The organism is Stutzerimonas stutzeri KOS6 (assembly GCF_000307775.2).
In the GTDB taxonomy this organism is placed as follows: domain Bacteria; phylum Pseudomonadota; class Gammaproteobacteria; order Pseudomonadales; family Pseudomonadaceae; genus Stutzerimonas; species Stutzerimonas stutzeri_B.
Genome location: NZ_KK020676.1, coordinates 1,934,898 through 1,951,066, shown reverse-complemented (window position 1 = coordinate 1,951,066; position 16,169 = coordinate 1,934,898). Strand labels below are relative to the sequence as shown.

The following is a 16,169-nucleotide window of genomic DNA, read 5'->3' as shown; positions in this document are numbered from 1 at the left end:
CAGCCCGCCGCTGAGCGGGCGCAGTGCAATAGCCTAGCTACGCTTGCCGCCGTACCGCTCCCATGCCAGCAGGACCTCACGCATTGCCGCCTTCTGGGATTCCGGTAGCGTAAAGTCGCTGTAGTACTGGTTTCCGTTGAAGCGAATAATTACCTTCTGTCTTGCTAGGATTTCATCCAGCATTTTGAAATCAGTAACCGGCTGATCCGCCCACTCCCATATCGTCCCGCTGGAGTGATCGCGCTCGAAGTTGCCAGTGCGCAGCTCTATCGTTTTCTCGCCAGCCTTGACGGTGACGTTTCGGACGAAGAGCCAGTCATCGGCTGAATATTGCAGCTTCATCCGCAATGGGTAGGTGCTGGCGGATCCGTTTTTGGTGCCGAAGTACAGAGACACCTTCTTGCCAAGGACCGGCTCTTTCTTGTGGCTGAGCCAGGTGATTTCGCGCACCTCATCTACTTCTTTTCGAAGGTTTTGTTCGGCCCGGGCGATAAGCTTGCGCTGCTCTTCTGCCTTGCGAGCCTCCTCCCTTCGCTTTTCCTCTTCGATTTGCGCAGCCTTCCGATCCAATTCGGCGATCAGCGCCTTGGCTTCTTTAGCCTGCTCTGCGCCCGGATGGCGCTCCACCAAGGCCAAAAGCGCCTGCTTTGCCTTTGCTGCCGCCCCGCTTTCTAGCTCGTTTTTCGCGACGGCTAGCAGTCGCACGGCTCCGTTCCTCTCATCATCTAGCGCCGTCTCTACTGTCTTGAGCTTGGCCTGCAGTACTGCTATTTCTTTCTGCAGCTGCTCAATTTGCCCCTGGTCGCCCTGGCCGCAGCCGGCAAGCGTTAAAACCATCGACGCAGCGATCATCCAATTTCTCATAGCCCCTCCCTCATATTCTTAGGCGCCACGACTATATCAAATAGCCACCGATAGCTTGGCTTAAGGTTTATCAAGCCGACCCTGCGCGGCGAAACGGCAGATCTCGCGCACCATAAAATTTCAGTAAGCTTAAAAAAAGACTTGACCTGTAAATTCAGCATGCTTAAATTACACCCATCGAAGCGCAACACAGCGCACCGACAGGCAGCGATGCCTCGGGTGATCCCGGAATGCTCTTTACACAACTTGACGTGACCCAACGACGTACCGGACAACCCGGTGGTGAGAAAGCTAAACCGTCGTCCATGCCAGCTCTGGAACTGGCCGTGGCTCCACATGCAGTCACGCGAAGTTGCGCAGCCACCCGATGCGACGCCAGTAGCGGCAGCGGGCAGAGAGATGACTCCGGCAGACGCGCAACGAGATCGAACTATCAAGGATTCCTTGAAAGTTCAGCCCAGCCCACCGTGGCAAGTAACGGAGGCCAGAAAGAACGATAGCGCCGGGGTAATCGCCCCGGCTGTATCGGTGAGTGATCTGACTGGCGCCCAGAGTAAGCGGCTTCCGCTGAGAGCGGGGTAAGCCCTCACCAGATCACTCAACCCATACAGAACAGGAAGGAATCGAGATGGAAATCAGCGATCACGATGTTGCTTTTGCGCGCAGCCAGATCGGAAGGCAGCTCACCGACTTACGCAACTGCGACGACCGGGAAGGCGTTGATGTGTTGGGGCCGCGCTGCCTTGGCTTCATCAGCGCGCTGGCCGTGGTTGGAGTCATCACTCAGCACGAATACATGCGGATCAGCACCCTAGCGAACAACGCCTGGGCATACGCCGCTAAAGACACAAGGAGATAGCAAATGGCACGTTTCTATATCGATGGCAGCCTGAGCAACGGCAAGCGCCTTGACTGGCTGGTAGCTCCCGACAAGGGCGACACAGCGGAAAGCTGTGTCATCGAGGTTCGCCGTGCGGCCATGAAGAAGTTCGGCGATGACGTTTGGTTCAATCGCTGGACGCACAGAGTGGAGAGCAATGGCTTCGTGACTGTGCAGATGCATGCGTGACGGAACATTCACTTCTGGCCATTCGCAAGAGTGGCCAGCGGGAAGACAACCGAACGCCGATACGCCGCTCGGCGACTGGATGAGGCGCAGTGGGCGGCTTAACACAACGGAGGTAATCAGGATGAGCAATCCAGTTTGGCCGGATCACTTCCGGTACATCGACGCGATCGGGCCTGAAGGGGTTTCGATCATCTGCAAGCGATACGTAGTGATTCGTGAAACCGAGCACTGCTACTGGCTGGTCGTTCCGAGCTACGTCTTTATCGCAAAAGCCAGCCTCGAGCGTGGCGTGATCCCCAAGTATGCCAAGCGCGTGTTGAAGGTGTCGGGCCGGCGCTTTGCGTATCCCGAGAAAGAGAGGGCGCTTGAGTCCTACAAGGCAAGGAAGCGCTGGCAGCTAAGCCACGCCAAGCTGGCCACCGAAAGGGCTATGGCTGCTCTGGACGAGATCAAGGAGCTGTCAGAAATCGAAGACCTTCGAGTCTGCGCTGGCGGCGAGTACATCAAGAATCTCGGCTGGGAAGCCGCCTAACCCCACCCCCGCAGCTTGGCTACAGGCTGCAGCGGGGATTAACAGAATGGAGAGAGAGATGAGTACATACGTTGTTTGGTGCTCGGACCTGGGCCAGGAGCAGGAAGACGGCGCGACGATCACGGCGACTGACCCCGCCGATGCGGCAGAAGGGTGGGCGGAATGGCACGACCGCAGCAGTGCAGAATATCGGATTGCCAGCGGGCGCGAGGAGATCGTGATAGTCCGCGACGTGGATACCGGCGAGCAGCGCGAATGGATTGTGCGCGGCGAGGCGATGCCGTACTACACGGCGCAGCCTGGGGAGTCCGCGACGATCCGGGCGCAGGTGGCGCCGGGTCGGTGGGAGGATGTACCTAGACGTAGCGAGGCAAACAAATGAAATGGCAGCCGTTCTATTAGCCGCCCTGGCTTATGAGGTGTGGCTGGAGAAAAACAAATGAACATCACCGATCCAAAGCTTGACGACCAGATCCGCGCAGCGCTTCGCAATGCGGACAAGAAAGGCCAGCTGCAGGCGGTTGCAGCTGTGACCGGAATCGTAGGAGGCGTTAAGGAGCTGAGACGGATCATGAACAGCTCCGGCGAGCTGCCAATCATGGATCGCGGAATGCTCGGAATACATCTGCGCTAACCGCCCCATGGGCACCCATCAGCACATAGGAGGATGAGATGAGCGAATTTACGCCGGGGCCCTGGCTCCGCGATGAGTATGGAAACGTGGTCGCGGGATCAGGTGATCGCGTTGCCTTCCGTTCGGTGACGACGGTCTGCTCTGGAACTGACGAGCGAATCTCTGAGGCCGAGGCAAACACAACCCTGATAGCCTCGGCGCCTGATTTGCTTGAGGCGCTGGAGATGATCGTGGCGGAGGCGGATAGCTACACGGCCATGACCGGAAAGCCAGTTTACAACTGGCTCGATCAGGCCCGTGCCGCCATCGCCAAGGCCCGCGGCACCCCATGCTAACCCTACCCCAAACCCTCCTCCTCATCTGCGTACTAGCTGCGCTGTATGCGTGGGAGTGGTGGAGAAGGAATTGGAAAGGAGAAGGATGATGGAAGAAATGCAACAAGCATTCCTCAAATACAGAAGTCGGGTTGCCAGTCAGCTGATTGAAGGCGAAACCAATGCGCACTGGAAGCGAGCATTCGAGCTCGCAGATGAGATTGTCAGCATCGACAGCTTCTGTTCTGGCTGGGAAGCCTCTCGCTCTGCACTGCTCAAAGAGCAAGCCCGCACCAAATAACCCCCTCCTGAGCCAGCCAGACCAGACCCTAACGGGCCTGTAATAACCGGACGGCGCCCGGTGCTGGTAGCGCCATGAATCACATCCGCGCGCGGCGGACCTTCGGGATATCCGCGACGGGGATAAGCCGGCAAGTGCCCCGATTGCTGAAAAACACCGGCAGCCGTTGGCGGGACTCCACTACACCCCGTTGAGACGGCCGAATGGCTCACGTTACGAGCCTGCATCGGAGAGTGATTTGGCGCGGACCGCGAGCCTGATGCGCGGCCGGCGTGAACGGGTAGCCCCCATGTAGCGCCGGCCGGTGCCGGACCTGATCAATCTGGCGAGAAGCCCAGCATGTCTTCCCTGTTCGACTCAGGGCAGATCACTCCCCGATGCAGTGTTGCGCAGGCTTCTGCGCGGTGTACTAGGTACAACTGGCCAGTGGTAGCAATACCCTGAAATGAGCCGCCGGATGGCCCCAGTTCCAAGCCGGCTGCCGGATAGCACCGGCCACTGCATCACCCCTTCCATCGCCCATCCGGGCAACCGAGGTATCCACCATGAAGCACTACGGACCCACAGGGCGCCGCGAACAGCCGTGCCCGGATGACAGCTCTTCCGCGAGGATTCAACGATGAAATTCGAGATCGACCTAGATGAATACCTCCTCTCCGTTGAGGTAACCCATTGCGCAGTCGTTGAGCCTGACTATCGGTGCCGGGACAGCGCAGACGACTACTACGGCTACCGAGAGATGGAGTTCGAGGTAATCAGCGGGTCCGTCTTTGACGAAGACGGCAACGAGACGGAGTTGGGGCGCAATGGCTGCGCCGGCGTAGCCGAGCAGTACGCCGAGGATATCGAAGATCGGCTATGGACGCTCATCGAAAAGAAGCGGGAGGCAGCATGAAGACCGAAGACACCATTCGCGAGCACTTCAAGCACCTGCGGGGCGCCCGGTACGCAGCCACTGCCGACTACCACTGCAACGTGCTGTACGGCTACCTGAAAGCCTTGCGCGACACCGGCCAGATCGAAACGAGCCTTTACCTGCGGATGAATCACGCAGTCACGAAGGCATGGACGCTCAAGACGAAATTCACCGTGAGGACGGCGGCATGAGCAAGGAAGTGAAGCGTTTTTACATCATGCCTGGCTCTGTACCGGTGCTACTGAGCGGTGACCCTGCGTACACGCCAATGACGAACCACTTGACTGATGTTCATACGGTCCCGTTGGTGCCGGCCTCCGACTACGAAGCCCTTCTCGCTGAGCGGGATGCGCTGCGGGATGCGCTGACAGCGATGCTTGAAATTCACGGTGTAACCCAGCGCTACGCAGACACCCATATCGAAATACCTCAGTCGTGGGTAGATGTTTCTGACTTTGCCCGCGCCGCCCTGCAAGGAGAGCAGCCATGACACGAATCACAGCAGATAAAGCCCGCGACAAGGCAAAGGCGAAGGACCCGTCAGCCACGGTTGACGCAATCCTCACAATGGTCGACGCGGCTGCCGGTGACGGAAAGTACGAGATTCAGATTCGCCAGTTTGGCTTCGGTGACGGCTGCTACTACTCGACGGAAGACAAGTGGCCGGAGTTCGGCAAGGCGATCATCAAGCAACTGACTGCGCTCGGCTATCAGTGCCGGATTCGCTGCTACGAAGGCCAGTTCGTCGACATGTGGCTAGAAGTCAGTTGGAAAGGAGCCCAGCCATGACCCTCAAGAACCTAGCCGGCGCCTTACTGCTGTATTGCGGAGTGGCGCCTTTCTTAGCGGCTCTCGCCTACGTGGCGCTATTGGGGGGTGTGTGATGGCTAGCCAAAGACAACGATCCCTGCGCTACGCATGGTGGCGGGGCTTCGCAGTGACCCTTGCACTACTCACCGGCTGGGCTCTCGCTCACGGCCTTGCAGATCGAATCACCAACGGGGCGCCGTTATGAGCAACGAACAAAGCATCGCGTCAGGTAGCGAGCTAAACGCAAATACCTGGGCCGAATTCGTTTCACGGCTACGCCATGACTGCATCGGTGTAGGCGTCCACGATCATTGCACAGCAGACGCCATCTTCATCGTGGAGGCTCGCCAGCTTGTGTATGGCATTGACGAGGACTATGCGGAAGATCGCGTCGTTTACTGCGATGACTGTGAGTGGTTCAGCCCGCAGGAATATTGGGACGATTGCGATGAACATCAGCGTACTCGCTTAGATCTCCTAGCTCAGGACGCTGGTGATTGCGATTTCCTAGAGCTAGATGCGAGCGACCAATGGGACACCATGAACGACCTAGAAGACCATCACGTCGTCGGATATGTGGAGCGTTGGGAGTACGTCAATTCGCACTTCACCAAGGACGCGGCAGAGGCATTCATTCGGCGCAAGCGGCACGACTACCCGAAGGGTCTGCGCGTTTATGTTGACGCCCAGTCCTACTGCTGGGAATACAACACCATCAAGGAAGCGATCATGTCAGGACGCCTCGTCTTCGCAGATAAGGTGACCCCATGAACCGCACCCAATCCATCCCCTACGACGACACCCCATCAGGACACAGCTTTGCAGCGGCGTGGTGGACCATTACCGGGTTCGGCGTGCTGGCTGGCGTGCTGCTGATCGGCCTGGCTGGCGAGGCGGCGATCTACAAACTTTTCGGAGGTTGAGCATGAACAACCAGAACATGAGCATCTGGAGTCAGGTCGAAAAGACCGCTCCGGAGGCCACCAAGTCAGCGAAGGTAAACGGCCAGCAGATCACGTCGATCAGCGGCCAGCACATGATCAAGCGCGCTACGGAAGTGTTCGGCCCGGTCGGTATCGGCTGGGGCTGGACGGTCGCAGAGGAGCGATTCGACCAGGGCGGCGAGATCCGCAACGACAAGGGCGAGCTGATCGGCCACGAGGTCGGCCACACGATCCGCGTCAAGCTCTGGTTCATGCAGGGCGACAAACGCGGCGAGGTCGAGCAGTACGGGTGCACGCCGTTCACCTACAAAAGCAAGTGGGGCGTCACCACGGACACCGAGGCGCCGAAGAAGTCGCTCACCGACGCAGTGAAGAAGGCGCTGGCGATGCTTGGCTTCAGCGCTGACATCTTCCTTGGGCTGTACGACGACCGCGATTACGTGGCCGAGCGCGAGGCAGAGGCCCAGCTCGAGCAGGCCGAGAACAAGGAAGCCGAGGCGGCGCGTCAAGCGCAAGAGCGGCTCGACTGGCTCAAGGCTGCTCTCGAAACGATGGCCAAGGCGCAGACGATACACGAACTGACCAAGCTGCACGCGACCTACGTGCGCAGCGCAGACCGGCGCGGAGAGGACAAGTTCGTCAAGCGTCTGGCCAAGGCCTTTGCTGATCGAGAGGCCGAATTGAAGCCAGCCGATGCCAAGCCAGAGGACAAATCAGCATGAGCGCACTCTACGAGATCACCGGCCAGTTCAAGGAGCTGGCCACGCTGCAGGAGACGGCCGACGAGGATCTGGCCGTCGCCATCCGCGACACGATGGCCGGCATTGAGGCCGAGTTCAACGACAAGGCGCTGGCCGTGTCGCACGTCATCCTGAACTTCGACGCCGACGTTGCCGCGCTGGACAAGGAGATCGAACGCCTGCAGGAGCGCAAGCGGCTGGTCACCAACCGTCAGCGCGAGATCAAGGAGTACCTGCGCGAGAACATGGAGGCGGCCGGCATGACGAAGATCAGCTGCCCGATCTTCACTATCACCCTGGCCAAGGGGCGCGAATCAGTTGTCGTGGACGACGAGAACTCAATCCCTGACGAGCTGATGAAGGTCAAGACCGATATCTCGCCAGACAAAACTGCCATCTCCGCCAAGCTCAAGGCTGGAGAGGAAGTGCCCGGTGCGCGCCTGGAGCGCGGCCAATCATCTATCCGCATCAAGTAAGGGGCGCCATGAGAACAAGCAAGGCGCCGTGCCTGCTCGGCCAAGTATTTGGCAGGCTCACAGTCATCAGTCGCGCCGAAAACGACAAGCGAGGCAATGCGGCCTGGCATTGCCGCTGCTCTTGTGGTGCCGAACGCAGAGTTCTCGCGCAGTCCTTGCGGGCGGGCGCAACCCAATCGTGCGGATGCCTGAACAAAGAAATCGTTTCCCGCAACGGTCTGACGCACGGGCGTAGCGGCAGCCTCGATTACAAATCGTGGCACGCCATGATCCAGCGATGCACAAACCCTAAACACTGGAAATGGCCTCGCTACGGAGGCAGAGGGATATCTGTTTGTGAGCGATGGCTGAAGTTCGAGAACTTTCTTGAGGATATGGGCGAGCGGCCTGCCGGGCTAACAATCGACCGGATAGACAACGACGGCAACTACGAGCCGGGCAACTGCCGCTGGGCAACCCAGCTAACGCAAGGCTCGAATCGAGGCAACAACCGACGATTCCAAATAGACGGCAATGACCTCACGCTATCTCAAGCGGCTAGGAAGTACGGCATAAGCCTAGTGACGATCAGGTCTCGCCTTCGCGCCGGATGGCCGGCTGAAGACGCAATAAAAACACCCGCAAAACCACAAAGAGGAACACGCAATGCCGCAGCTTTTTGACACCGCTCGAATCGCAAACGACCCGGAGTTACGCTACACGCAGGGGCAGAACCCGCAAGCGGTGCTTGAGCTGGCCCTTCCGTGCGACTACGGCCGAAAAGATCCGGCAACAGGCCGCAAGCCGACGCAGTGGCTGCAGGCGTCGCTCTGGTCAAAGCGCGCCGAAGCCTTGGCGCCGTACCTTGTGAAAGGGCAGTGGGTCAGCTTTACGGTTGACGACGTGCACATAGAGGAATTTCAGCGGCGCGACGGCACGGCGGGCAACAAGCTTGTCGGCACAATTTCTCAGATCAAGCTTGTCGGCGGGGCACCGCAGGAACAGCGCCAGGCAGCACCACAACGCCAAGCCGCACCGCAGCAACGGCAGGCAGCGCCCGCTCCAGCCGATGATTTCGACGACATGATCCCGTTCTGATCCACCACGGGCGCCCCGCGCGCCCTCCTCCAGGTACATCCCAATGCAAGAGTTCAAGTACGACCGCGTGCACACGCCGGCCGCGCACGAGGCTGCGCGCCAGGAAATCGCGCAGAAGATGGCAGCGTTTGAAGCTGCGAAGGGCCCAGTGGAAACCCAGCCCATCCGCGTAGAGGAAAAACTCATTCCCTACCGCATCACCTGCCCGGAGAAGAAGCAAGCGGCGCGAGCCAAGGCTGTGGCGACCAGAAAGGCGCGCTCGGTGGCGGCATGAGCAGGACATTGAAAGGCCGGCTTGTCCGGCGAGAGATCAACGGCATCAGCGAAAAGTTCTGCGGCGGATGCAATGAGTGGAAGCCGCTGGACGATGAGCACTTCCAGTTCATCAAGACGACTGGCGTCTGGCAGTGCTACTGCCGGCCGTGCCTTTACGCGAAGGCAGTGGCGCGGGCGCAGGCCCGCAGGAAGGCAGCATGACCAGAGCCGAATACCTAAGCCGCGCTTATGAGTTTGCGCCGCGTGGTGAGCAGTTACCGCACGCCAGGCTGAACGCTGAGCTAGTCCGCGAGATCCGCACCAATCGCCGCGGCCTAACCGCCCGCCAGTGGGCCGAACAGCTTGGCGTCCATCAGCGAACCATCGACAAAGTGCGCGACTACCGCAGCTGGCGGCACGTCGCCTAGGAGGAGAGATGACTTGCGCGAGCCCGCTCGCCGGTAGGCGCCGCACGGAATACCGGCACTGGACGCCGGCAGAGGACGCAACTCTGGCGGAGCTGTACGCCACCAAGCCAATCACCGAGATAGCAGCCCTGATGGGGCGCGGCACCGGCTCGATACACAACCGCGTGTCGAAACTCGGACTGACGCGACCGGATGAGTTCAAGGAAATCACCGGCTGCGGAAGATTCAAGCCGGGCCACCAGGCTTGGAATGCAGGCCGCAAGGGCTGGCAGGCAGGAGGCCGTGCAAAAGACACGCAGTTCAAGCTAGGCCATCGCCCATCGAACACCTGGCGCCCCATCGGAGCGGAGCGCACCGACAAGGGAGGCATCCTCTACCGAAAGGTGGCCGATACCGGAGATAAGAAAGCCGACTGGAAAGCTGCGCACGTGCTCGTTTGGGAGGAGCACAACGGGCCGGTGCCGGAAGGAAGGATCGTCATATTTTTGGATCGAGACAGACAGAACTTCGACCCGGAAAACCTAATCGCCGTCACCCGCGCCTACAACATGCGCCGCAATTCAATTGACCGCTACCCGCCTGAATATTTAAGCGCGGCGCGGTCGCTCGACTGGTTTAAGCGGAAGCTGAACAAACTGGAGCAGCACCATGAACAACCTCAGTGATCTGCGCGCCATCCTCGGCAAGACGATGGAGGGCGTGCTGGCCGGCACTTACTCGATTGAACAAGCGAAGGCTATAGCCCAGGTCGCGGCTGAAGTGAACGCCACGGCACGGCTAGAAGTGGACATGGCGCGCGCCACTGATGGCGATTTTCGAGGCTCCGGTTTCATCGACGTCGAGCCGCGCATTGCGCCGCGTGAGCCTCTTCGGAGGATCGCTCCGTGACTGATCGCACCTACACCATCACCGTAACCGAGCGCCAGGCCGCAGAACTGCAAGAGGCCTGCGAGCTGCTGGCGCGGATCAAGATCGGCCAGATCGACCACGCCATTGAGCGGCTGCCGGGCTTCTACGACCGGCGCGACTTGGAGCAGGTCCACGCCACGCGGCACGAGATACAGCGCCTGGCGAACACGCTGATGCCGGAGGCCACAAAGCGCCGAGAGGATGGCGTTGCGTGGGACTTGTATCAGGTCATCCGGCATCGCCTTTCATGGGATCGCGCACACGACAAAGGCGTCATCCAGCCCGGCGAGCCTCGCAAATGGCCCGAGATGATGGGCGTCAGCTACGACGAGCCGCTGGCAATGAGCGGCCTGCCGCTGGCCACAATCAAGGAGATTGAGCAATGAACGACACACTGAAGGCCGTAGGGAACCTCGGCGCTGAGCTGGGGGCTGCGAAGGCTGAAAACGAGAGGCTGCGCGGGTTGCTGCGTGAATGCCTGGGCAGCGCAGTGCTGCCAAGCTTCACTGAAGAGCGCGTCAACGCCGCCCTATCCCAGCAGGCCGAGCCAGCCCCGGCGCAGGATGAGAGGGAGGCGTTCGAGCGCGACGTGAACCTATTCGGCGTCGGGTTTCTTGTTGATGGAATCAGGGTGTCGCCCGATAGGGTTGTTATGCAGTATTCCACAGGGCGCCCCGCGCAGACCGGGCAGCCTGTGGCGGTTAACCCTGACCCGCCAGAAATGATTATCCGCTGGTACGAGAGCCCAGAGTCTGTACACCGTGCTATGTGGGAGCCGATGGCAATCGGAGAGGGCATGACCTACGACGAGCTGTTGGCGGAAGGTGTGACCTGCGGCTTTGACGAGAGCGGCAACGAAGTCGAGATGGAGGCTGGAGCAGACATCGAAGGCATGCGCATGCAGGGCTGCTGGGCTTTCGTTGACACGCTGAACAGCTGCATTCACGCCTGGGCAGCACCTGACGCTGATCGCGGGAAGATATTGCACATGCTGGCACATGAGATTGGCCATGCTACCGGTACGCCGCATCCGGACGGCTTCCAGGAAGAAATGCGCGCCGAACAGTTCGGCCGGGTGGCTGCGGCGGCATACAGCATGTTACTCGACAAAGATCGGCCGCAGTGCACCGCACCGGCTTGCGGCTGTGCCGATGCATATTGCATGGCCTGGCCTGACGAAGCCGCCCCCATCGCGCAGACCGCCCCGCAGCCGGAGCAGAGCGGGCTGGTGGAGGCGCTGGACTGGCTCGACACCGAGGTTTCAGCCATTGACACATGGTATCGCGGCTCCCCTTCGTATGAGCGCGACGCCGGCTGGTTCAAGTCTGAAGTGCTGCGCCTGATCGAAGGTTGCCGCGCCGCCTTGTCCACCCAAGGAGACCCCGATGCGCCCGATACCACCAGCCATCGCTGAGTTCGCAATGCGCCGCGCTGCCGACCAAGCCAAGCGCATTGCGGCGCTCGAAGCGGCTCTGCACCGGGCGGCAGATGCACTGCAGCGAGCTGAGTTTTTCGAGGAGGCCGAGGCTGCGCTTGCGGTCTTGAAGTGCGGGAGCACGAACGAGCCCGCCAACTAACCGCGCCACAGGGCGCAAGGGGAAAGGAATGAGCGAAGAACTGAAACCGCGCCCGCTCTGCGGCGGAACCGTCAACTTTCACGCTGACGATGAGTGTGACGGGTGTCATTACCTACACTGCAGCGGATGCCAAGGGATGTTCGACCTATCAGCGTCTGCCGACCCGAAGAACACAAGCGAAACGCTGGGCGAGCTGCGCAGCGTGGTTGCTCAAGCCTGGAACCGCCGCGCCCAGCCCGCAGAGGCGGAAGGGGTGGAGGTGGTCGGCTTCCTCTACAAAAACAACGGGGAAGCCTTGACGGCGGCTGACATGGATGCCGACACGTTCGCCTTGATGGCGCGATCTGATTTCGGCGGAGAGGTCGAAAAGCTCGTCCGCCAGTCCGACCACCTCGCCGCCCTGTCAGCCGTGACCGCCGAGCGGGATGCCCTTGCCGCACGCCTGGGCGAATGGGAGCGGTCGTCGCTGGCGCGAATCATGCGCGAGAACGGCGAGCTGACCGCCGAGCGGGATAGGCTCCTACAAAAACTGGCGCAGGCCGAAACGCGCACGATGGATATCATGGTCAGGCACTTCGCAGGCAGCCTGAACAATCGCGAGCGGGAGCGGGAGCTGGACGAGTGCCTGTCCGAAGGAATTGCGCTGCTGGAGGCCGGGCGGGATAGGCTGCTGGAGCACACGTCCAAAGCACAAAAGCACGCGCTGAACATGGGCAACAAAGCGCTGGCCGCAAATCAGCTCGTGATGGAGGTTCGGGGCGTTGTCTATCAGTCGTACATCGACCGGTGCGACCCGGAAGCCGCAGGCGAGTGCCTTGCCAAGATTGACGCCGTTATCGCCGCCATGGCTGAGAAGGAGGGGTGAATGCGTAACTTCAGGTCAGCGCTAGCGCTTGCATTGAGCGCAGCAGGGTGTGGCGGCTGGGCTGCTAACAGCCTGATCAAGCGCGCCGACGATCCATATGCCAGATCGCCGCGCAGCAAGGGCGAAAAGGCGCGTAACAAGCGATACCGCCGCCACTAACCCTAACCCCACCCAACCACACAGCCTGCCGGCGAGAGTCGGCGGGGAGGAGAAGTCATGTCTGGAGAAAGACACCGCATCGTTGTTGGCGACTGCTTGGAATCACTCAGGGGCATGGCTTCCGAGTCGGCCAACTGCTGCGTAACGAGTCCGCCTTACTTCGGCCTGCGCGATTACGGAATGGCCGGGCAGATAGGCCTGGAGGAAGCCCCGGCTGCGTTTATTGCTCGCCTGGTCGAGGTTTTCCGAGAGGTACGCCGAGTGCTTAGGGATGACGGAACGGCCTGGGTGAACATGGGCGACACCTACGGAAAAGGGAAGCAGCTGCTGGGGATTCCGTGGCGGCTCGCCTTCGCATTGCAAGATGATGGCTGGATCCTTCGCCAGGAGATCATCTGGGCAAAGCCGAACCCGATGCCTGAGAGCGTCCTCGACCGGTGCACGAAGTCCCACGAGCATATCTTCCTTCTGAGCAAGTCACCCCAGTATTACTTCGACAATGAGGCGATCAAGGAGCCGGCCGCCGAAAGTTCCCTGGCTAGGCTGGCGCAGCCGACGCTTGCGCAGCAGGTTGGCAGCGCTCGCGTTCCGGGGAAGACAAACGGGAATATGAAGGCTGTCGGCGGCGAGATGCGCAACAAGCGAAGCGTCTGGACCGTCACCACCCGCCCTTACAAGGGCGCCCACTTCGCCACCTTCCCACCAGAACTGATCCGCCCATGCATCCGGGCGGGCTGCCAGCCTAACGGCTTGGTGCTCGATCCATTTGGCGGATCCGGAACTACAGCGGTAGTAGCCATGCAGGAGGGCCGGCGGTCGATCCTCTGCGAGCTCAACCCCGAATACGCCGAGATGTCCAGAAAGAGAATTGATGCAGCCTGGCTAGACGGCGCTGCGCAGATGGACATTCTGCGCGATCAACCGGCCGCCTAACCAAATACGCAGCAGGAGATAGACATGCCCGAACTCATCAAGCGGTTCGCCAAGAACACGGCGGGCCGGGACTTTGCCGTGGGCGACATTCACGGATGCTTCACGAAGCTGCAGCAGGCGCTGGACGGGATCGGCTTCGACCCGGCAGTCGATCGTCTGTTCTCGGTCGGCGATCTGGTTGATCGCGGGCCTGAATGCCAGATGGCGCTGGAGTGGCTGGCGAAGCCCTGGTTCCATCCGGTGCGCGGCAACCACGACGACTATGTGTGCCGGTACGACAGCTGCGAGCTGGGCAACTGGCTCGTCAATGGCGGCGGCTGGTTCCTCTCGCTAAACAGCGACGAGCAGGCAGAGTACGCCGTCCAGTTTCGCGAGTTGCCGATCGCCATTGAGCTGGAGACGGACGCCGGCCTGGTTGGCATCGTGCACGCAGACTGTCCTTTCCCGACATGGGCGCAGACGGTCGCCGAGCTGACCGCGCCGGAATCGCCAAAGCGCCTGAAGCTGGTCAAAAACAGCTGCATGTGGTCGCGCACTCGAATCGAGATGGTCGACACCAGCGGGATACCGGATCTGCTCGCGATCGTGGTCGGCCATACGCCGCTGCGCACACCGGCAATACTCGGCAACGTGGTTCACATCGACACGGTCGGCTGGCGGGATGAAGGCTATTTCACGCTGATGGACTTGAGCACGCTGCCTGCAGTTATCGAAGCAGCCGGCGTAACGGTGAGGGGGTGAGCATGAGCCTGTGGCAATCATTTAAGCGCCTGCCGGAGCAGGAGCAGAAGCGCCAGTTTGAAATCCTCGCCAAGTCGGACATGCAGAGAATCCGCATGGAGGTGTGGATCGAGGAAGAAGGTGAGCGCACAAACGTGTGCGTGAAGAATGTCCTCGGCAAGCGTTGCAGCTACTGCGGCTGCCGGGAATTGGAGGGGTGAGGAATGGGCGCAGAGAAACTAGAGAATCTGCCGGAGTGGTTCCCCGACAAGGTGACTGAGCAGCAGATGGCCATGATACTTGGCACAACCGATCGAGCCCTAGAAGGCAGGCGAAGCCGAAACCAGATACCCGAAGGCGTCTGGAATCGCATCAATGGACGAATCTACTACAGCCGATCAAGGTACGAAGAATGGCAAGAAAGCCTATGGCACTGCCCACCGGAGTTGAGCTACGCAACGATACGATCCGCATCAGATTCAGCTGGAACGGAAAGCGCTGCTCAGAAACCCTCGCCCTCCCCCCGACGCAAGCGGGCATTGCCGCTGCATCCCGTCTACGCGATCAAGTAGTCCAGCAGATCAAGCACGGCATCTTCGACGAGCGGAAGTATGCCGAGCTCTTCCCCGGCTCGCCGAACGCTATTTCCAGCGTCTCGCGCGGGTTCGGGCAGTACGCCCAGGTCTGGCTCGACAGTCGATCGATATCAGAAGGGACGCGCGACAACTACAAGTCGGTGCTTAACATCTGGTGGATGCCGTATCTAGCCACGACCCCGCTACCCAACCTGACGACCGCCTTCATGCGCGAGCTCGTCGTCCAGATCCCCTGGACCTCGGACGGCGTGAAGGCGAACGCCATGAACAAGCTGAGCACCATACTTGAGTCGGCGGTTTCGGACAGGCTCCTGGCAGAGAACCCGATTCAGGCGCTGGACATACCGACGCGGACGGAGGCCAAAGTTGACCCGTTCACCCAGGATGAAGCAGACAGGATCATTGCCAGGCTCTACGAAACGGAACACTGGCCCAGCCAGATATACGCGGCGTTCTTTGAGTTCGCGTTCTATACCGGGCTTCGACTAGGAGAGATCGCGGCCCTTCGCTGGGAAGAGGTCGATCTGAAGAGGCGTACGGTCCACGTCTGCAGGTCCGTAGCGAAGAAGAAGGTCGTCGAGAGAACGAAGACCAAGAAGGATAGGTTTGTGCTGCTGAATGACCGGGCCGTTCATGCCCTTTTGTTCGCCAAGCAGTACGCCGAGCGGCGCGCGTCCGGCAGCGGCAGGCTGACTGACTTCCCGTTCTGCTTCCCGCCCAGCAAGAGCTCACAGTTCATTCAGCAGACGAGTGACCTGCATCATCAGTGGCGCCCGACGCTGAAGGCGCTGGGTATTCGCTACCGACCTCCGTACAATGCGCGCCACACTTACGCAACCATGTGCTTGATGGTGGGGATGACCCCCGCCTTCATCGCCAAACAGCTCGGCCATTCGATACAGATTCTGCTGTCTCGCTATGCCCGCTGGATCGATGGCGAAGGCGACTGGGCAGAGATGAGCAAACTACGTTTTGCCCCAAAAATGCCCCAAGCCGAAGCATGACACTCCGAAACCCCCGAGATAGAGCACCTTGATTTCTACCGCAAAT

At 60.2% G+C, this 16,169-nt stretch carries 30 protein-coding genes; 29 read left to right on the top strand and 1 reads right to left on the bottom strand.

Translation table 11 applies throughout. The annotated features are described in order from the left end of the window. Positions 1 to 33: 33 nt before the first annotated feature. Positions 34 to 864 carry a putative periplasmic lipoprotein gene (locus B597_RS37055; protein WP_031323502.1) on the bottom strand — a complete coding sequence of 277 codons (831 nt, stop codon included), beginning with the start codon at positions 862 to 864 and terminating at the stop codon, positions 34 to 36. 628 nt (positions 865 to 1,492) lie between these two features. Here B597_RS37055 and B597_RS37050 point away from each other — a divergent pair. From B597_RS37050 to B597_RS36915, 29 genes are all read left to right on the top strand, one after another. Beyond that, positions 1,493 to 1,723, top strand: a complete 231-nt coding sequence (locus B597_RS37050; RefSeq protein WP_003297495.1) for a hypothetical protein — start codon at positions 1,493 to 1,495, stop codon at positions 1,721 to 1,723. 3 nt (positions 1,724 to 1,726) lie between these two features. Further along, positions 1,727 to 1,933, top strand: a complete 207-nt coding sequence (locus B597_RS37045) for a hypothetical protein (RefSeq protein WP_003297494.1) — start codon at positions 1,727 to 1,729, stop codon at positions 1,931 to 1,933. Positions 1,934 to 2,054: 121 nt separating this feature from the next. Continuing rightward, on the top strand, positions 2,055 to 2,465 hold the full coding sequence (locus B597_RS37040; RefSeq protein WP_003297492.1) for a hypothetical protein: 411 nt from the start codon (positions 2,055 to 2,057) through the stop codon (positions 2,463 to 2,465). Positions 2,466 to 2,523: 58 nt separating this feature from the next. Then, the gene (locus B597_RS37035; RefSeq protein ID WP_003297491.1) at positions 2,524 to 2,847 is read left to right on the top strand and encodes a hypothetical protein; all 324 of its coding nucleotides are present in this window, start codon (positions 2,524 to 2,526) and stop codon (positions 2,845 to 2,847) included. A 57-nt stretch (positions 2,848 to 2,904) separates the two neighbouring features. Beyond that, positions 2,905 to 3,099: a hypothetical protein gene (locus B597_RS37030; RefSeq protein ID WP_003297490.1), complete on the top strand. Its 195-nt coding sequence runs from the start codon at positions 2,905 to 2,907 to the stop codon at positions 3,097 to 3,099. 38 nt (positions 3,100 to 3,137) lie between these two features. Then, entirely contained in the window at positions 3,138 to 3,434 is a 297-nt protein-coding gene (locus B597_RS37025) for a hypothetical protein (protein ID WP_003297489.1), read from the top strand. A gap of 88 nt (positions 3,435 to 3,522) precedes the next feature. Further along, a complete protein-coding gene (locus B597_RS37020) occupies positions 3,523 to 3,714 on the top strand; it encodes a hypothetical protein (protein WP_003297487.1) in 192 nt (63 codons plus the stop codon). A gap of 619 nt (positions 3,715 to 4,333) precedes the next feature. Next, positions 4,334 to 4,609: a hypothetical protein gene (locus B597_RS37015; protein WP_003297486.1), complete on the top strand. Its 276-nt coding sequence runs from the start codon at positions 4,334 to 4,336 to the stop codon at positions 4,607 to 4,609. After that, complete coding sequence (locus B597_RS37010; RefSeq protein WP_003297485.1) at positions 4,606 to 4,821, top strand: hypothetical protein; 216 nt, start codon at positions 4,606 to 4,608, stop codon at positions 4,819 to 4,821. Before B597_RS37015 ends, B597_RS37010 begins: the two co-directional genes overlap by 4 nt. Further along, a complete protein-coding gene (locus B597_RS37005; RefSeq protein ID WP_003297483.1) occupies positions 4,818 to 5,120 on the top strand; it encodes a hypothetical protein in 303 nt (100 codons plus the stop codon). Before B597_RS37010 ends, B597_RS37005 begins: the two co-directional genes overlap by 4 nt. Then, positions 5,117 to 5,419 (top strand): hypothetical protein, encoded by a 303-nt coding sequence (locus tag B597_RS37000; protein ID WP_003297482.1) that lies wholly within the window; start codon positions 5,117 to 5,119, stop codon positions 5,417 to 5,419. Before B597_RS37005 ends, B597_RS37000 begins: the two co-directional genes overlap by 4 nt. 222 nt (positions 5,420 to 5,641) lie before the next feature. Then, positions 5,642 to 6,211: a hypothetical protein gene (locus B597_RS36995; protein ID WP_003297480.1), complete on the top strand. Its 570-nt coding sequence runs from the start codon at positions 5,642 to 5,644 to the stop codon at positions 6,209 to 6,211. Then, complete coding sequence (locus B597_RS47345) at positions 6,208 to 6,363, top strand: hypothetical protein (protein ID WP_024162132.1); 156 nt, start codon at positions 6,208 to 6,210, stop codon at positions 6,361 to 6,363. The genes B597_RS36995 and B597_RS47345 overlap by 4 nt, the downstream gene beginning before the upstream one ends. A 2-nt stretch (positions 6,364 to 6,365) precedes the next feature. After that, a complete protein-coding gene (locus B597_RS36990; RefSeq protein WP_003297478.1) occupies positions 6,366 to 7,106 on the top strand; it encodes a Rad52/Rad22 family DNA repair protein in 741 nt (246 codons plus the stop codon). After that, positions 7,103 to 7,600 (top strand): siphovirus Gp157 family protein, encoded by a 498-nt coding sequence (locus B597_RS36985; protein WP_003297477.1) that lies wholly within the window; start codon positions 7,103 to 7,105, stop codon positions 7,598 to 7,600. Before B597_RS36990 ends, B597_RS36985 begins: the two co-directional genes overlap by 4 nt. An 8-nt stretch (positions 7,601 to 7,608) precedes the next feature. Continuing rightward, positions 7,609 to 8,262, top strand: a complete 654-nt coding sequence (locus B597_RS47050; RefSeq protein WP_043289820.1) for a hypothetical protein — start codon at positions 7,609 to 7,611, stop codon at positions 8,260 to 8,262. Further along, positions 8,246 to 8,677, top strand: a complete 432-nt coding sequence (locus tag B597_RS36980; protein ID WP_003297476.1) for a single-stranded DNA-binding protein — start codon at positions 8,246 to 8,248, stop codon at positions 8,675 to 8,677. Before B597_RS47050 ends, B597_RS36980 begins: the two co-directional genes overlap by 17 nt. A gap of 43 nt (positions 8,678 to 8,720) precedes the next feature. Further along, on the top strand, positions 8,721 to 8,951 hold the full coding sequence (locus tag B597_RS36975; protein ID WP_003297475.1) for a hypothetical protein: 231 nt from the start codon (positions 8,721 to 8,723) through the stop codon (positions 8,949 to 8,951). Further along, positions 8,948 to 9,154 (top strand): hypothetical protein, encoded by a 207-nt coding sequence (locus tag B597_RS36970; protein ID WP_003297474.1) that lies wholly within the window; start codon positions 8,948 to 8,950, stop codon positions 9,152 to 9,154. The genes B597_RS36975 and B597_RS36970 overlap by 4 nt, the downstream gene beginning before the upstream one ends. Further along, a complete protein-coding gene (locus tag B597_RS36965; protein ID WP_003297473.1) occupies positions 9,151 to 9,360 on the top strand; it encodes a hypothetical protein in 210 nt (69 codons plus the stop codon). The genes B597_RS36970 and B597_RS36965 overlap by 4 nt, the downstream gene beginning before the upstream one ends. 8 nt (positions 9,361 to 9,368) lie before the next feature. Beyond that, on the top strand, positions 9,369 to 10,025 hold the full coding sequence (locus B597_RS36960; protein ID WP_003297472.1) for an HNH endonuclease signature motif containing protein: 657 nt from the start codon (positions 9,369 to 9,371) through the stop codon (positions 10,023 to 10,025). Then, complete coding sequence (locus B597_RS36955; RefSeq protein ID WP_003297471.1) at positions 10,009 to 10,248, top strand: hypothetical protein; 240 nt, start codon at positions 10,009 to 10,011, stop codon at positions 10,246 to 10,248. The genes B597_RS36960 and B597_RS36955 overlap by 17 nt, the downstream gene beginning before the upstream one ends. After that, positions 10,245 to 10,655: a hypothetical protein gene (locus B597_RS36950; RefSeq protein WP_003297470.1), complete on the top strand. Its 411-nt coding sequence runs from the start codon at positions 10,245 to 10,247 to the stop codon at positions 10,653 to 10,655. The genes B597_RS36955 and B597_RS36950 overlap by 4 nt, the downstream gene beginning before the upstream one ends. Next, on the top strand, positions 10,652 to 11,683 hold the full coding sequence (locus B597_RS36945) for a hypothetical protein (protein ID WP_003297469.1): 1,032 nt from the start codon (positions 10,652 to 10,654) through the stop codon (positions 11,681 to 11,683). Before B597_RS36950 ends, B597_RS36945 begins: the two co-directional genes overlap by 4 nt. A 191-nt stretch (positions 11,684 to 11,874) precedes the next feature. Further along, positions 11,875 to 12,711 (top strand): hypothetical protein, encoded by an 837-nt coding sequence (locus B597_RS36935; RefSeq protein WP_152028174.1) that lies wholly within the window; start codon positions 11,875 to 11,877, stop codon positions 12,709 to 12,711. 216 nt (positions 12,712 to 12,927) lie between these two features. Next, on the top strand, positions 12,928 to 13,803 hold the full coding sequence (locus B597_RS36930) for a DNA-methyltransferase (protein WP_003297464.1): 876 nt from the start codon (positions 12,928 to 12,930) through the stop codon (positions 13,801 to 13,803). A gap of 24 nt (positions 13,804 to 13,827) precedes the next feature. Then, the gene (locus B597_RS36925) at positions 13,828 to 14,544 is read left to right on the top strand and encodes a metallophosphoesterase (protein WP_003297462.1); all 717 of its coding nucleotides are present in this window, start codon (positions 13,828 to 13,830) and stop codon (positions 14,542 to 14,544) included. Positions 14,545 to 14,546: 2 nt separating this feature from the next. Continuing rightward, positions 14,547 to 14,744 (top strand): hypothetical protein, encoded by a 198-nt coding sequence (locus B597_RS36920; RefSeq protein ID WP_003297461.1) that lies wholly within the window; start codon positions 14,547 to 14,549, stop codon positions 14,742 to 14,744. Positions 14,745 to 14,950: 206 nt separating this feature from the next. Beyond that, positions 14,951 to 16,123 (top strand): tyrosine-type recombinase/integrase, encoded by a 1,173-nt coding sequence (locus tag B597_RS36915; RefSeq protein WP_003297460.1) that lies wholly within the window; start codon positions 14,951 to 14,953, stop codon positions 16,121 to 16,123. Positions 16,124 to 16,169: the final 46 nt, after the last annotated feature.

Excerpts from the sequence above, each read along its gene's own strand:
- B597_RS37045 (WP_003297494.1), top strand. The coding sequence starts at position 1,727 with ATGGCACGTTTCTATATCGATGGCAGCCTGAGCAACGGCAAGCGCCTT.
- B597_RS36935 (WP_152028174.1), top strand. The coding sequence starts at position 11,875 with ATGAGCGAAGAACTGAAACCGCGCCCGCTCTGCGGCGGAACCGTCAAC.
- B597_RS37030 (WP_003297490.1), top strand. The coding sequence starts at position 2,905 with ATGAACATCACCGATCCAAAGCTTGACGACCAGATCCGCGCAGCGCTT.
- B597_RS36930 (WP_003297464.1), top strand. The coding sequence starts at position 12,928 with ATGTCTGGAGAAAGACACCGCATCGTTGTTGGCGACTGCTTGGAATCA.
- B597_RS36985 (WP_003297477.1), top strand. The coding sequence starts at position 7,103 with ATGAGCGCACTCTACGAGATCACCGGCCAGTTCAAGGAGCTGGCCACG.
- B597_RS36925 (WP_003297462.1), top strand. The coding sequence starts at position 13,828 with ATGCCCGAACTCATCAAGCGGTTCGCCAAGAACACGGCGGGCCGGGAC.
- B597_RS36970 (WP_003297474.1), top strand. The coding sequence starts at position 8,948 with ATGAGCAGGACATTGAAAGGCCGGCTTGTCCGGCGAGAGATCAACGGC.
- B597_RS36945 (WP_003297469.1), top strand. The coding sequence starts at position 10,652 with ATGAACGACACACTGAAGGCCGTAGGGAACCTCGGCGCTGAGCTGGGG.
- B597_RS36995 (WP_003297480.1), top strand. The coding sequence starts at position 5,642 with ATGAGCAACGAACAAAGCATCGCGTCAGGTAGCGAGCTAAACGCAAAT.
- B597_RS37010 (WP_003297485.1), top strand. The coding sequence starts at position 4,606 with ATGAAGACCGAAGACACCATTCGCGAGCACTTCAAGCACCTGCGGGGC.
- B597_RS36955 (WP_003297471.1), top strand. The coding sequence starts at position 10,009 with ATGAACAACCTCAGTGATCTGCGCGCCATCCTCGGCAAGACGATGGAG.
- B597_RS47345 (WP_024162132.1), top strand. The coding sequence starts at position 6,208 with ATGAACCGCACCCAATCCATCCCCTACGACGACACCCCATCAGGACAC.
- B597_RS36960 (WP_003297472.1), top strand. The coding sequence starts at position 9,369 with ATGACTTGCGCGAGCCCGCTCGCCGGTAGGCGCCGCACGGAATACCGG.
- B597_RS36990 (WP_003297478.1), top strand. The coding sequence starts at position 6,366 with ATGAACAACCAGAACATGAGCATCTGGAGTCAGGTCGAAAAGACCGCT.
- B597_RS37055 (WP_031323502.1), bottom strand. The coding sequence starts at position 864 with ATGAGAAATTGGATGATCGCTGCGTCGATGGTTTTAACGCTTGCCGGC.
- B597_RS36975 (WP_003297475.1), top strand. The coding sequence starts at position 8,721 with ATGCAAGAGTTCAAGTACGACCGCGTGCACACGCCGGCCGCGCACGAG.
- B597_RS36920 (WP_003297461.1), top strand. The coding sequence starts at position 14,547 with ATGAGCCTGTGGCAATCATTTAAGCGCCTGCCGGAGCAGGAGCAGAAG.
- B597_RS37050 (WP_003297495.1), top strand. The coding sequence starts at position 1,493 with ATGGAAATCAGCGATCACGATGTTGCTTTTGCGCGCAGCCAGATCGGA.
- B597_RS36980 (WP_003297476.1), top strand. The coding sequence starts at position 8,246 with ATGCCGCAGCTTTTTGACACCGCTCGAATCGCAAACGACCCGGAGTTA.
- B597_RS37015 (WP_003297486.1), top strand. The coding sequence starts at position 4,334 with ATGAAATTCGAGATCGACCTAGATGAATACCTCCTCTCCGTTGAGGTA.
- B597_RS37020 (WP_003297487.1), top strand. The coding sequence starts at position 3,523 with ATGGAAGAAATGCAACAAGCATTCCTCAAATACAGAAGTCGGGTTGCC.
- B597_RS36915 (WP_003297460.1), top strand. The coding sequence starts at position 14,951 with ATGGCACTGCCCACCGGAGTTGAGCTACGCAACGATACGATCCGCATC.
- B597_RS37025 (WP_003297489.1), top strand. The coding sequence starts at position 3,138 with ATGAGCGAATTTACGCCGGGGCCCTGGCTCCGCGATGAGTATGGAAAC.
- B597_RS37040 (WP_003297492.1), top strand. The coding sequence starts at position 2,055 with ATGAGCAATCCAGTTTGGCCGGATCACTTCCGGTACATCGACGCGATC.
- B597_RS37000 (WP_003297482.1), top strand. The coding sequence starts at position 5,117 with ATGACACGAATCACAGCAGATAAAGCCCGCGACAAGGCAAAGGCGAAG.
- B597_RS37035 (WP_003297491.1), top strand. The coding sequence starts at position 2,524 with ATGAGTACATACGTTGTTTGGTGCTCGGACCTGGGCCAGGAGCAGGAA.
- B597_RS37005 (WP_003297483.1), top strand. The coding sequence starts at position 4,818 with ATGAGCAAGGAAGTGAAGCGTTTTTACATCATGCCTGGCTCTGTACCG.
- B597_RS47050 (WP_043289820.1), top strand. The coding sequence starts at position 7,609 with ATGAGAACAAGCAAGGCGCCGTGCCTGCTCGGCCAAGTATTTGGCAGG.
- B597_RS36965 (WP_003297473.1), top strand. The coding sequence starts at position 9,151 with ATGACCAGAGCCGAATACCTAAGCCGCGCTTATGAGTTTGCGCCGCGT.